Genomic DNA, 13,624 nt, shown 5'->3' with positions numbered 1-13,624 from the left:
AGCGCCTCGCTAGTAACGAGACGAATTTATTGATATAGGAGGCAATTCAATGACACGTCAATGGACTACATTACATACTTATGAAGACATTAAGTATGAATTCTATAACGGTATCGCAAAAATTACGATTAACCGTCCAGAAGTGCGCAATGCATTCCGCCCGAAAACGGTAATGGAAATGATTGACGCATTCTCACGTGCACGCGATGACAAAAATATCGGTGTGATTATTTTAACTGGTGAAGGTGAACATGCTTTCTGCTCAGGCGGAGATCAAAAAGTTCGCGGTCATGGTGGCTACGTAGGCGATGATGAAATCCCACGTCTAAACGTTCTTGATTTACAACGTTTAATTCGTGTAATCCCAAAACCTGTAGTGGCAATGGTTGCAGGCTATGCAATTGGTGGAGGACATGTTTTACATGTTGTCTGTGACTTAACAATTGCTGCTGACAATGCCCGTTTTGGACAAACTGGACCAAAAGTAGGTTCATTTGATGCTGGTTACGGCTCAGGCTATCTTGCTCGTATTATTGGACATAAAAAGGCACGTGAAATTTGGTACCTTTGCCGTCAATACGATGCACAACAAGCACTTGATATGGGCTTAGTCAATACAGTTGTTCCTTATGAGCAATTAGAAGATGAAACCGTTCAATGGTGTGAAGAAATGCTACAAATGTCACCAACTGCACTACGCTTCCTAAAAGCAGCGATGAATGCAGATACTGACGGCTTAGCAGGTCTTCAACAAATGGCTGGTGACGCTACACTTCTTTACTACACTACAGATGAAGCAAAAGAAGGTCGCGACGCATTCAAAGAAAAACGTCAACCAGACTTTGGTCAATTCCCAAGATTCCCTTGATGATGAAAGGATGTAAAGCTCGTATCTTTTTGGAGATACGAGCTTTTTGTATGCATGCAGGAGGAGTGGGGTGGATAGAACGCTCAAATTGGATGATAAAATGCAAAAAGAGGTTGATAAAATGCCAAAAGTGTTGGATAAAGCTCAAAATGTGAGGGATAGAGTAGTACTTTGAAAAAGAGAGGTGGATAGAACGCTCAAATTGATGGATAAAATGCACAAAGTGTTGGATAGAACTCAAGGTGTGAGGGATAGAGTAATACTTTGAAAAAGAGAGGTGGATAGAACGCTCAAAATGGTGGATAGAATGCAAAAAGAGGTTGATAAAACATCAAAAGTGTTGGATAGAACTCAAAATGTGGGGGATAGAGTAGTACTTTGAAAAAGAGATGGATAGAACGCTCAAAATAGTGGATAGAATGCAAAAAGAGGTTGATAAAACATAAAAAGTGTTGGATAGAACTCAAAATGTGGGGGATAGAGCAGTACTTTGAAAAAGAGAGAAGGATAGAGCGCTCAAATTGGATGATAAAATGCAAAAAGAGGTTGATAAAACATCAAAAGTGTTGGATAGAACTCAAGATGTGAGGGATAGAGTAGTACTTATAATAAAAGAGATGGATAGAACGCTCAAAATGGCGGATAAAACTTAAAATGTGAAGGATAGAGCGATTAGCGGAACAGATAGACATACAAAAGGGCGAGAAAGACCATTGACTAATAGACAAAGTTGATGGGAAAGCGTTAAGATGTAGGGTGATTGGAGTGACAAAGATGTATCCAAATTGGATTTTACAACGAGCCTATTTAACACCATTACGGAAGGCATTGGCTTATAAAAAACAAAGCTGGACTTTTCAGGAACTACAGGATTTATCTATAAAACGTGCCCGACAATTAGTGGCACTCGGTATTCAACGGGGAGACCGAATTGCGATTATGGGACCAAGTAAGCCTGAACTAGTTATTGTGATGTATGCTTGTATGCATTTACAATGTGAGATGGTGATGCTTAATCGTAGACTATCACAGGATGAACTGGCTTATCAGCTAGAGGATTCAGGAGCGGTGTGCGTGTTGATTGCAGATGAGGATATAGAAAAGTTGCCACCTGAAACAGGTCATCATTTATTTTCAACGATTGAAGAGGGGGTTGAGCGCACCGTAGATATTGAAAAGGAGTGGCCTTTACATCAAACTACAACGATCATGTATACATCGGGTACTACTGGCTTTCCAAAGGGAGTTCGCCAAACGGTTGGGAATCATCAGGCGAGTGCGACTGCCTCTGTTTTAAACATTGGACTACAGGCTCATGATGTTTGGTTATGTGCTGTACCATTATTCCATATTAGTGGATTTTCAATATTAGTACGTTCACTGCTGTATGGCAATCAGGTTGTTTTATACGATCAATTTGATGTAGAGGCTATCTCACAACATATTATAGCTGGGGAAGTAACTCATATGTCTGTTGTAGCAGTGACATTGGAACGGATTCTACATACGTTAGAGCAGCATAATACGAAAGCTTCGCCACACTTTAAGTTGATGTTAGCTGGAGGTGGGCCAGTGCCCGTTGATTATTTAGTGAGAGCACATGCGTTAAACTTAGCTGTCGCGCAAACCTATGGCATGACAGAAACTTCCTCACAAACAGCTACATTGGCAAGTGAAGATGCCATGCGAAAAATTGGTTCTGCTGGCAAACCTTTATTTTTTAATCAAATAAAGATTGCGCAGCCCAATGCGAAAGGTGAGGGAGAAATTTGTATTCGAGGGCCTCATGTTACTCCTGGCTATATTGGACGTTTTGCACAAAAAGATGCAACGATGGATGGCTGGCTGCATACGGGTGATATTGGTTATATCGATAAGGAAGGTTATTTATTCGTCATTGATCGTAGAGCAGATTTAATTATTTCAGGGGGAGAAAATATTTATCCTGCAGAAATAGAAAATGTGTTACTCACACATCCTGCTGTCAAAGAAGCGGGGGTATGTGGTGTGGCAGATGAGCAATGGGGACAGGTTCCGATTGCCTTTATCGTGTTACATGAGCAGGCATCTGTTGAGCAGCTCCAAGCCTTTTGTTTACAGAAACTTGCTAAATATAAAGTACCTAAAGAAATTATTATTACAGACAGTCTTCCGCGAAATGGTGCGGATAAATTGCTGAGACGAAAATTATTACAATAAAAAATTTGTGAGAGAAGTCTTCTTAAAATGAAGGCTTCTTTTTTATTCGCACTTTTAGCATGAAATTAATCATTCATTAACATAATAAAAAATGAGAGGCATAAACTAGTTAGTAAAGGAGAATGACTCATATGAGGAAATATATATATAATGTTGTCATTATAGTATTTGTTCTACAAATGAGTCATGTGCAAGTATTTGCAAACGATGAAAAAGATAATGTAGCAACTGCTCATTCAATTGAAACACTACAATCTCTCATTAATAAAGAAGTTACGCAGCTATCTTCGGAATTTTCCATTCGCTATACTGGTGACATAACTGAAATAAAAGATGGACTAACAGACATTACAAAAACTGCGATTCAAAACTCTTATATTTATACTAATATTTCTAGCTTTAAATGGAAGTACGATGGTTATAACAATAATATTGTCATTGCATTTGCCTTTACCTATCATATTTCCCCAACAGAGGAAGCATTTGTAGGGCAAACTTTGGCGAATATTATTGCACCCATGCATGGATTAAGTGACATAGAAAAACTGCAGGCTGCACATGATTTTATTGTTTTAACTGCGGAATACTCCAAAGAAACAGAAGGAAGTCAATATTCCCCTTACACGTTACTAACAGAAAATAAGGGAGTTTGTCAGGCATATGCTTTAGTGCTTTATCGAATGTTAGAAATGTTGGGCTTTGAGGTACAATATGTGCCAGGAAAAGTGGGTGAACAGCTCCATGCCTGGGTATTAGTAAAGTTGGATCGTGATTGGTATCATATTGATGTCACTTGGGATGATCCATTGCCGGATCGTAAGGGAGAAGTACGCTATCAATATTTTTTAGTGTCGGATCGTCAATTAGCACAGGATCATACTTGGGACTACGCAAGTTTTCCTGCTGCAACAAGCGAGAAGTATACGGAGATGCTAGAAGAAACGAAAATACAGAGTTTAACAATGCCTTTACAAGCTAGCTTTACTGAAAATAATGGAATCTCTATTATTGGAGAAAATAAGCTGGCAGTACAACAATTAGTGGAACAGCCGACAAAGCTTATTGCACAAAAAACAAATGATCCAAACACTTTAGTTCAGTTTGACTTTACTGAATGGACACCAATGTTAGTGGGAAGTATGTCCGTTTTTATTGCGATTCAACCAAAAGTGATGCAGGATAAGGAACTAAAAACAACAAAATGCCGACCATCTTTTTATCGAACGGGGAAACGCATGCCACAAGAAAAATACGTCATAATAAAGGAGGTGTCCCATTCGTCGGGGCACCTCCTTACTCATAATATGTTGGTTTACACTGGCTTAATCTCTACTTATTGGCTCTTACTTGATTAATGTGCGTTTAAAGCTTTTTCTAGTGTTTGAATATTTTTTTGCATCAAGGTGAAGTAGGTTTCTTTATTTTTTTCATCGTCAGCTGTTAATACACTTAAATTATGCAGGACAAGAGATTCTGCGCCAACTTCTTTTTGAATAACCTCTGCTAATTTAGAAGAAACATTTTGTTCAAATAAAATATAGTGAATATGCAATTCATTTGCTTTATCAACGATTTTTGTTAATTCTTTTTGAGATGGCTCATTTTGTGAATTTAAGCCGGCAATTGGCACTTGTGTAAAACCATATTGACCTGCAATATAGCCAAAGGCAGCATGTGATACAAAGAATGTTTTATTTGGTGCTTTGTCAGCCATTGCTTTGAAGTCATTATCCAAATCCTGCAGTTCTTTTACTAGTGCTTCATAATTCTTATTAAAAGTCGATTCTTGAGCAGGCATTTTTTCAACTAGTGTATTTTTAATAGCAAGTGCTAAATCCTGACTAATTGTAGGAGATAACCAAACATGTGGGTCGATGTCGCCATGTTCATGCTCATCATGTCCGTGCTCATCAGCTTCATGATCGTGCTCTCCCTCTGTGGCAGCGTGATCGTGCTCATGATCGTGCTCTTCCTCTGTGGCAGCGTGATTATGCTCGTCATGCTCATCTTCTGCATGAACATGGCCTGTGCTGATAGCTAATTTTTCATCTGAAACTGTGTCAGCAGTTGCCACCATCGTGACATCTTCGTTTGCTAAAGTCTTTTTAGCGTTTTCGACAAAGCCTTCCAGTCCTAAGCCAATATAGAAGAAGATATTTGCATCTGCTAATTTCATCATATCTTTTTGAGTGGGTTCAAATGTATGCTCGTTCGCACCAGCTGGGTAAATAGAAGATACTTCAACAAAATCGCCACCAATGCGCTGTGCAAAATAGCTTAACGGATAAACCGTTGTATAGATGCTTAACGTATCCTTGTCATCAGACTTTTGGGAAGTGGAAGATTTGTCTCCACAAGCAGCAGTGAATAAGGCAAGGACTGCGACTAACAATAATAAATACAATTTTTTCATATAATCAGATACCTCTCTTAAATAGTAATCATTACGATTTATTTTTTAGAACAGTTATTATAATAACGCACAACTTAAAAAAGTACAAGAAAAAAATGCCCTCCGAAAGTTAATTCTTTTTCGAAGGCCATTTTTCAGGCACAGGATCAAAGCCACCAGGATGAAACGGATGACACTTCGATATACGTGTAATGGTTAAGATGGAGCCTTTCAATGCTCCATGCTTTTGAAAAGCTTCCAGCCCGTAAGAAGAACAAGTAGGATGGAAACGGCAAGTTGGTGGCGTCATAGGTGAAATGAATTTTCTATAAAACTGAATGAGCCAAATAAAGGGGTATTTCATCGTTGTTCTTCCTCTTGCTGAGACGTCATTTGTTCAGGCTTCGGATCAATAGTTTGTGTAAAGATATGATTTTTTTTCTTCAAAATAATAATGACAGAAAGACCAAACATTAGCATCATCATGGCAATCATAATGATAATTGGTAAAGGTACACCCATTGCTTTCACTCCAAATTCAATAAATTATGATTAGTTATCCTCTTGATGATAGCTTTGCTGTGGTTTTTCATCAATAGTATGTTTAAAGGCATAGGCACGGTTGACACTGATAATCGTCGCAATAGTGATAAAGATAACAATGATAACTGCGACTATTAAGAGCGTAGTTAAACTCATAGTATTCACTCCGTTCTTTGTTCATCATACCTATTATAAATTATGTGGTTCTATTAATTGTGAAGGAAGTTTGACATTAAAGCGAATAAAACAACTCCGTTCTCTCCATACTATGGAAAAAGGAGTGAATCATAAAGATGGATCGTCAGCGCGTATATTTTTCACTTGCCAATAGAACCTATTATACAAATCCTTATGCTGGGCCGTGGAATTTTGAACTGAATGTAGATCGACAGGCATTAGATGTATTTGAGAGAATCTTTCAGCAAATGCAGCTGCTAGAAATTTCAAATGCATGGCGTGCACAATTACCGTATATACAGTATCACTTAGACAGGGAAAATGATGAAATCGATAAGCGATTAATGAAAATTTATGCACTCGTTCATGAATATGGGGATGATGACACAAAGGCATTTGTTGAGCAGCTTCCTTATTTCAATAAACGTGTCTAGCGGAACGGGAAAAGGGCACTGCATCGGCAATGCCCTTTTTCATAGTGTTGAAAAACAAAATCATCCATAGAATTGATGTTAAAGGTGAAAATGGATTTCCATGGCAGGCTACTTGCTTTCCTGTTGGCGAGCCGCTTCGTGTAAGGACGCTCGCCCACGGGAGTCTACTAGCCTTCCAATCCATAAAAATATTTCTTTTTAGCAAGGTTTTCAAATAAAGTGAGGGTATTCACTACTCTTTATGGAGGGGTGCTGTCACTCATCACTTCTCCACATGGTTGATGAGACCCTGTGAGTGAAGCGGCTCATCGGGCATTCCCTGGAAGGGATGCTGGCGGAACGGAAATCAATCCCTCGCCTTTCAAAATGGTTGTTTCTGCTGTTGACATCACCTTTTTTACCATTAACAAATGGCCTTTAAAATCGTAAATACTGCTTCTCTAGGAACAATGACGGGAATAGTGAGTTGATCTTTAATCATGTTTTTCATTGTTGTGGAATAACCCATACAATCAAGAATGAGCAAATCAGCTCCTTGATATTCTAATAGCTGTGCTTTTGCTAATAAATGTTGTGCATTGAACTGATAGGGTGAGCTAGCTGAAAAGGTGACATCGAACTGTGCACTTTGCCATTTCTCCGCAACAGTTTGTTGTTGCTCAGGCTCAGGGCCTATTAAACCAAGTGCTAATTCTGTTTGTAACCCTTTCACTAAATTTGTCATCATGCGATCAGGTAGTAACAGGTTTTTACATGACAGCTTATTCGTAAAATCTCCTGTACACATAAGCAAAACCCAAGTGAATTCATGTAAATCATCAATGCATGTCTGAATATAGGGCATCAGCTTTTGTTTACTTAGCTTGACTTGTTGTCCATTTGTCAAAAGTGTTACTAAAACATCTGTGTCTTCACTAGAGGGTGAAAGGGAAGTGATTTCGGCTGGAGAGAGTGAATCCAGTACGCCAAACTCATGAACATGTAAACCAGATGCTCTTAATTGCTGAATATCCTCCGCCATATCTTTGCGAGGCGCTTGACCAATTGTGACTACGGCAATTTTTGAATGTTTCAATAAGCTCACTCCGCTTCGTAATATTTTTGTCCATTGACATACGTTTGTAAGACCTTTGCTTCTGTTTCAAAAATAGGGTGTGACCAAACAACAAAATCAGCATCCTTGCCTTCCTCAAGGCTGCCAATGCGGTGATCTAGCTGTACGAGCTTAGCAGCATTTATTGTAATACTTTTTAAGGCGGTGTCCTCATCTAAACCATAGCGAATAGCTTCAGTAGCACAATATTTTAAGTACTGAATTGGTACGAATGGATGGTCTGTCATGATGGCAAATGGGATATTATGCTCTTTAAAAATGGCTGCAATCGCTGGTGTAGAATTACGTGTTTCATATTTAGATGGCGTTAACATATAGGGCCCAAGTGTCGCATGAAAGCCACTGTTTTTTACCGCATCGACTATTAAATAGCCTTCTGTGCAATGCTCTAAATGGAGCTTCACATTAAATTCTTTAGCAATTCTTATAGCTGTCATAATGTCATCTGCTCTGTGACAATGAAGGCGAAGGGGCATGTCACCTCGTAGCACTTCAATGAATGGACGCAACTCTGAATTTTGTTTAATTTGCTCAGCCCGTTGTTGTTCATTCAGTTGACTTGCACGTTGGAAACCATCACGTAAAAGCTGGGCAATGGCCATGCGAGTCATTGGCTTTCGTTTGTATTGATTGCCAAAAACATTCTTTGGATTTTCTCCTAACGCGCCCTTTAAGCCGCTTCGTTCTACTAAAACACGAGAGGGAAGAGTGGGCCCTGCTGTTTTAAGAATACTCCAAATGCCCCCAATGACATTGGCACTACCTGGACCAGTTTGTACAGTCGTCACACCGCCTTCTAACGCATGTTGGAAGGAAAAGTGTCGGATATCTACACTATCTAGAGCATGCATAAGAGGTGTAAAGGGCTCGCTATATTCATTAGCATCATTAATGTCTTCAGTAACCTCTGCCCATGTCCCAACATGGGCGTGAATATCAATTAAGCCTGGTGTGACATAAGCTCCCTGAAGATCGACTAACTCTGCTTGAGGAGGATAATCTTTGGCTGGACCGACATAGACTATACGCCCATCTTCGATCCATAACTGTTCAAAAATATCATTTTGTTCATTGACTGTGAGAAACTTTGCATGATGATAAATAATCATTCTGAGAACCCTTCTTCCCTTGCATAAACTTTTGTTCCTTTAATAAAAGTAGCTACAACCTGTGCATCTAAATTTAATGGATGCTTATCCCATATGACAAAATCAGCTAGAAGGCCATCACGAATAGTGCCAGTTTTATGAGCGATTCCAAGGAAATTAGCAGCTCCTGTTGTTAGTGCATACAGAACATCCTGACGTGTCAGCCCTTCTCTTACAGCTAAGCAACCTTCTAATGTTAGGTGAGAGGTGCTACTAACAGGATGATCCGTACAAAAAACAAACGGAGTATGTTGTTGGGACAACTGGCGGTATAGTTTTGGTGATAATGCCATCATCTCGTTATGCTCGATATATCGAAACGTTGGGCCAGCAATGACCGTATTGAAGGATGTCCCTTGAAGCAGTGAAGCTTCAGTGCCGTGAATAATATGAAAATCAAAAGTAGACTTAAACTCTTGTTGAAGACGGTCAATGAATTCAAGATCCACAGCTTTATGTGCCCGTATGACAATTTTCTTAATTAAAGGTTCTTGCTGCTGAATCTGTTGCAATGTTTCTCTTAAAATTTTGGCAATCCCCATACGGGTTAGTGGCTTTCTCCTTTCAGCGAAAAAAGTGCTTTTTGCTTGGTGTCCAATGGAGAAGGAATAAGCAATATCTTTGGCAATGACCATTTCATCAACCGTTGTATGTGTATGATGAATAATAGCTGTTTTTGCACCGACCAAGCTTTTAGGGGAGGGAACGATATGAGAGGCTGTCACCCCATGGGAGATAGCTTTTTGAAAGGCAGCATCGAATGGATAAATGCCATCAACTACAGAATAGTCCAGATGTGAGTCAAATTCATAGCTATCATCCCCCTCCCAACGAATCCCTATTTCAGCTAAGCCAATTTGTGAACAACTATCGATAAGGCCAGGTGTAATATAATAGCCATCTAAATCGATGTCTATTTCAGACGTTGTAGAAGATGGAGCAAAGTATTGCCCCTGTACTTGAAATGACTGTTTGTTAAAGCTACGTGTCTCAGAGTTAAAAACAAGTCCATTTATATATCGAGTCATGGGATTAAATCTCTCCTTATGAAGAGAAAAGCGGAGACAAGCATCTCCACTTTTCCAGTTAATTATTTAGAAATGGATACGTTCGTACCGTTTGGATGTACAATTTGTACGGAGTTGTCAGTAGAAACCTCAAAGCCCTGTACTTTTTTGTTTACACCTGCAACGGTTTGTGTTGCTTCTAATTCAATACGCGGAACATCTGCTAAAATCAGTTTTAATGCTTCTTGGTATAATTTAGCACGTTCTTCCTGTACCACTGTTTCAGATACGGCACGCTCTAATAATTTATCTACCTCTGGGTTGCTATAGCCTTTCCCATTACCTAACGCACCGATTTGATTTGTGTGGAATAATTGATATAGGAAGAAATAAGGATCTGGATACCAAGTCCAGCCACCAATATTCATTGGAGCGTTCCCTTTTGCAACAGTATCACTGTAAGTACCCCATTCAAGCACTTTAATTTCCACATCAATGTTTAAGTTTTTCTTTAATTGACTTTGGAAAATCGTTGCGTAAGGCACACGTGCTTCTGATACATAAATCTCTGTTTTGAAGCCATCAGGATAACCAGCCTCTGCTAGCAATTTTTTTGCTTCTTCTGGATTATATTTTGGTACTAAATCAACTAATGATTTATCATATCCCCATGAACCTGGTGGTAATGGTAAATAAGAAACATCACCGCCACCCCATTGGTTAACACCAGAAATGATTTCCTCAACATTTGTTGCCATATAAAGTGCCTCGCGAACACGTTTGTCAGCAGTCGGACCAACTTTGTTGTTAAGGTCAAGATAAACAATAGATAAACCTGGATTCGTTAAAAGCTCAAGGTTGCTATCTTGGTTAATAATTTCTCTGTTTTGGCCTTTGACATCCATGGCAATATCTATGTCACCAGAACGTAATGCATTTGTCATCATATTTTGATCGGAGATAAACTTCATGGATAAAATATCAACGTGAGGTTTTTCACCCCAATAATTGTCATGGCGAACTAGTTTTACTTCTTGGTCTTTTTTCCATTCTGTTAACTGGAATGGGCCTGTACCAATGAAGTGTTCTGAGAAGTTATCGCCCCAGCCTTCAACCTCTTCTTTTGGAATAATGATATTTCCTGCATCCGTTAGCATAGCAAGAAGGGCAGCATTCGGTGTAGTTAAGTGAATTTCTATTTCATAATCTGACAACACTTTAACTTCTGTCACACCACTTAAACGATTCATAGCGGATTCTTTGGCGGAGCGCTCTAAAGAATATTTCACATCTTCCGCTGTCATTTCACGGCCATCCTGGTATTGCCCCTTTTGGAATTTCACACCCTCACGTAATTTGAACGTATAGACTAACATATCATCTGACACTTTCCATTCTGTTGCTAAAGAGGGGATGATATCTGATAGATCTTTGTTATAAACAACTAAAGTATCACCCATTTGACGCATAACTTGCGATTCATAAACCCCTGTATATTTGATAGGGTCAAATGTTTTGGCATTGGCTGAAAGACCAACATTTAATTTGCCACCTGAAGTGACTTCTCCATCTTTTTCATTTGAAGAATTACTTTTTTCTGTGTTCCCACCACAAGCTGCTAAAACACCAATTAATAAAGTTAAAAAGAGTAGTAGTAAAGGTTTTTTTACGTTTATCTTCTTCATCTGCATAAGCCTCCTTTATTTTGTTTCACAATATGAACCGTTGATTCAAAAATGATAGGTTCGAATTAAAATTAGCACATTTGTAAATAGAAAGTAAATATAAAATTAAAAAAATTCAGAAAAAATATATTTACAAATAATTATCACATGGTGTAGTATGTGGTTATTCACAATATGAACCACTGATTCTAATAATGAAAAGGAGGTCTTAATAAGATGGGCTCATTTATTTTAAAAAGGTTAGTCAACCTTATCCCGACACTGCTAGTAGTAGGAATCATCGTCTTCATTATTACGCGAATGATTCCAGGTGACCCAGCTTCAGTAATGCTTGGGCCACAAGCCAGTGTGGAAGATGTAGAGAATTTAAGAGAAGAGCTAGGATTAAATAAATCAATGCCTTCGCAATTTATTTCATATGTAGGAGACTTAGCACAGTTAAATTTAGGATATTCCTATTCTTATAGTGAGTCTGTCATCGGGCTTATTATAGAAAGATTCCCTAACACAGTGATACTAGCATTGGCAGCCTTGTTTATAGCGGTTGTGGTCGGTATCCCAGCAGGAATATTAGCTGCTAGAAAGCAAAATACAATCATTGATTATATTGTCATGCTTGTATCATTAGTTGGTGTATCCATGCCCATTTTTTGGTTGGGGATCATGCTTGTTTTATTCTTTAGTGTCAATCTTGGTTGGTTCCCAGCCACTGGAATGGGCAACATCAGTGATGGTCTATGGACCTATTTGAAACATTTAATTTTGCCAGCATTTGCATTAGCAACGATTCCAATGGCGACATTTGCACGGATTACCCGTTCAAGCATGTTAGAGGTTATTTCGCAAGATTATATTAAAACAGCTCGTTCTAAAGGCATTAAAGAATATTTAGTGATTGGTAAACATGCCTTTAAAAATGCGCTAACACCTATTTTAACGGTATTAGGGATGCAGATATCCAATTTACTGGGGGGAGCGGTTTTAACAGAAACGATTTTTAGTTGGCCTGGAATGGGGCGACTAATTGTAGATGCCATTGATAAACGTGATTTTGTTGTTGTACAAGGTACTGTTATTTTCATCGCATTTATCTTTGTACTTGTTAACTTAGTAGTGGACGTGCTTTATAAAGTTGTCAATCCTAAGGTCAATTTAGAATCGGATGGAGGGAAAAAATAACAATGACTCAAGCAATCGTCAATGAAACAAGAAAAAGAAATACGTTGTTGCGCAAGTTGCTAAAAAATAAATTAGCGACAATTGGGTTAGTCATTGTCACCTTGATGGCCATTGTTGCAATTTTTGCACCATTGATTGCTACCCATCCACCAAATGAAATGATTGTCGGTAAATCATTTTTACCAATGAACACAGAAGGGCATTTGCTAGGAACGGATAATTATGGACGTGATTTGTTTAGTCGTTTAGTTTACGGTACACAAATATCGATGATTGTCGGCATTGCAGCGGTGCTATTTGGAGCTGTGTTTGGAACATTATTAGGGTTAGTGGCAGGGTATTTCGGTGGTCGCATTGATTCGATCATTATGCGTACGATGGATGGTCTTTTTGCATTCCCATTCATTTTACTTGCTATTACACTAATGACGGTATTAGGGCAAGGACTTGTCAACGTTATTGTTGCTATTGGTGTTGCCAACATTCCAGGGTTCGCAAGACTTGTTCGTGGTCAGGTTTTAAGTGTAAAAGAAGAAGAATTCATCGAAGTGACGCATTCTCTAGGTGCTACACATAGTCGAATTATTTTTAGCCATATATTACCGAACTGTTTAGCTCCTTTAATTGTTTATGGAACGATGAGTACAGCGGGCGCTATTATTTCGGAGGCGGCACTGAGCTTTTTAGGATTAGGAGTTCAACCGCCAACAGCTTCGTGGGGTAGTATTTTAAAAGATGGTAAAGATTTTTTAGTATTAAATCCTCAAATGGCGACATTTTCAGGAATCTGTATTTTATTAACAGTTCTTGGTATTAACCTTTTAGGAGATGGATTACGTGATGCGTTAGATCCGAAAATGAAAGTTTAATGGAAGGGG

The 13,624-nt window shown here is 38.8% G+C and carries 14 protein-coding genes; 6 read left to right on the top strand and 8 right to left on the bottom strand.

The genetic code is table 11. The features are described 5' to 3' along the window. The first annotated feature begins 49 nt into the window (after window positions 1-49). The 3 genes from menB (at window position 50) to CRI88_RS08930 (ending at window position 4,422) form a co-directional block, all read left to right on the top strand. Window positions 50-868, top strand: a complete 819-nt coding sequence (gene menB / locus CRI88_RS08940; RefSeq protein ID WP_036123154.1) for a 1,4-dihydroxy-2-naphthoyl-CoA synthase — start codon at window positions 50-52, stop codon at window positions 866-868. Between the two features lie 774 nt (window positions 869-1,642). Beyond that, the gene (locus CRI88_RS08935) at window positions 1,643-3,067 is read left to right on the top strand and encodes an o-succinylbenzoate--CoA ligase (RefSeq protein WP_058845034.1); all 1,425 of its coding nucleotides are present in this window, start codon (window positions 1,643-1,645) and stop codon (window positions 3,065-3,067) included. 131 nt (window positions 3,068-3,198) lie between these two features. Then, window positions 3,199-4,422, top strand: a complete 1,224-nt coding sequence (locus CRI88_RS08930) for a transglutaminase domain-containing protein (RefSeq protein WP_058845035.1) — start codon at window positions 3,199-3,201, stop codon at window positions 4,420-4,422. Here the strand turns inward: CRI88_RS08930 and CRI88_RS08925 are convergent. The 4 genes from CRI88_RS08925 to ytzI all read right to left on the bottom strand — a co-directional run bounded on the left by CRI88_RS08925 (window position 4,419) and on the right by ytzI (window position 6,158). After that, the gene (locus CRI88_RS08925) at window positions 4,419-5,480 is read right to left on the bottom strand and encodes a metal ABC transporter solute-binding protein, Zn/Mn family (protein WP_058845036.1); all 1,062 of its coding nucleotides are present in this window, start codon (window positions 5,478-5,480) and stop codon (window positions 4,419-4,421) included. The two genes, CRI88_RS08930 and CRI88_RS08925, sit on opposite strands and share 4 nt — an antisense overlap. 109 nt (window positions 5,481-5,589) lie before the next feature. Continuing rightward, window positions 5,590-5,823 (bottom strand): membrane protein insertion efficiency factor YidD, encoded by a 234-nt coding sequence (yidD, locus tag CRI88_RS08920; protein WP_036123166.1) that lies wholly within the window; start codon window positions 5,821-5,823, stop codon window positions 5,590-5,592. Further along, entirely contained in the window at window positions 5,820-5,981 is a 162-nt protein-coding gene (locus CRI88_RS22435; RefSeq protein ID WP_180957787.1) for a hypothetical protein, read from the bottom strand. The genes yidD and CRI88_RS22435 overlap by 4 nt, the downstream gene beginning before the upstream one ends. 30 nt (window positions 5,982-6,011) lie before the next feature. Further along, the gene (gene ytzI, locus CRI88_RS08915; RefSeq protein ID WP_094029263.1) at window positions 6,012-6,158 is read right to left on the bottom strand and encodes a YtzI protein; all 147 of its coding nucleotides are present in this window, start codon (window positions 6,156-6,158) and stop codon (window positions 6,012-6,014) included. A 137-nt stretch (window positions 6,159-6,295) separates the two neighbouring features. On the opposite strand from ytzI, the gene CRI88_RS08910 reads away from it, so the two are divergent. Further along, the gene (locus CRI88_RS08910) at window positions 6,296-6,613 is read left to right on the top strand and encodes a hypothetical protein (RefSeq protein ID WP_016992524.1); all 318 of its coding nucleotides are present in this window, start codon (window positions 6,296-6,298) and stop codon (window positions 6,611-6,613) included. A gap of 403 nt (window positions 6,614-7,016) precedes the next feature. On the opposite strand, the gene CRI88_RS08900 is transcribed toward CRI88_RS08910, so the two are convergent. From CRI88_RS08900 to CRI88_RS08885, 4 genes are all read right to left on the bottom strand, one after another. After that, entirely contained in the window at window positions 7,017-7,697 is a 681-nt protein-coding gene (locus tag CRI88_RS08900) for an AroM family protein (RefSeq protein ID WP_257982882.1), read from the bottom strand. Continuing rightward, entirely contained in the window at window positions 7,694-8,836 is a 1,143-nt protein-coding gene (locus CRI88_RS08895; RefSeq protein ID WP_058845038.1) for an amidohydrolase, read from the bottom strand. The genes CRI88_RS08900 and CRI88_RS08895 overlap by 4 nt, the downstream gene beginning before the upstream one ends. Further along, complete coding sequence (locus CRI88_RS08890) at window positions 8,833-9,903, bottom strand: amidohydrolase family protein (RefSeq protein WP_058845039.1); 1,071 nt, start codon at window positions 9,901-9,903, stop codon at window positions 8,833-8,835. Before CRI88_RS08890 ends, CRI88_RS08895 begins: the two co-directional genes overlap by 4 nt. Before the next feature lie 62 nt (window positions 9,904-9,965). Continuing rightward, window positions 9,966-11,567, bottom strand: coding sequence for an ABC transporter substrate-binding protein (locus CRI88_RS08885; protein WP_058845040.1), 1,602 nt, complete (start codon window positions 11,565-11,567; stop codon window positions 9,966-9,968). A gap of 216 nt (window positions 11,568-11,783) precedes the next feature. Between CRI88_RS08885 and CRI88_RS08880 the strand changes: the two genes are divergently transcribed. Further along, complete coding sequence (locus CRI88_RS08880; RefSeq protein WP_036118726.1) at window positions 11,784-12,746, top strand: ABC transporter permease; 963 nt, start codon at window positions 11,784-11,786, stop codon at window positions 12,744-12,746. A gap of 2 nt (window positions 12,747-12,748) precedes the next feature. Further along, window positions 12,749-13,615 (top strand): ABC transporter permease, encoded by an 867-nt coding sequence (locus tag CRI88_RS08875; protein WP_058845041.1) that lies wholly within the window; start codon window positions 12,749-12,751, stop codon window positions 13,613-13,615. Window positions 13,616-13,624: the final 9 nt, after the last annotated feature.

The sequence above is a fragment of the Lysinibacillus fusiformis genome (assembly GCF_002845985.1).
Taxonomy (GTDB): domain Bacteria; phylum Bacillota; class Bacilli; order Bacillales_A; family Planococcaceae; genus Lysinibacillus; species Lysinibacillus fusiformis_D.
Note: the sequence above shows the minus strand (reverse complement) of the source record. Positions and strands in the feature narration are given on the sequence as shown.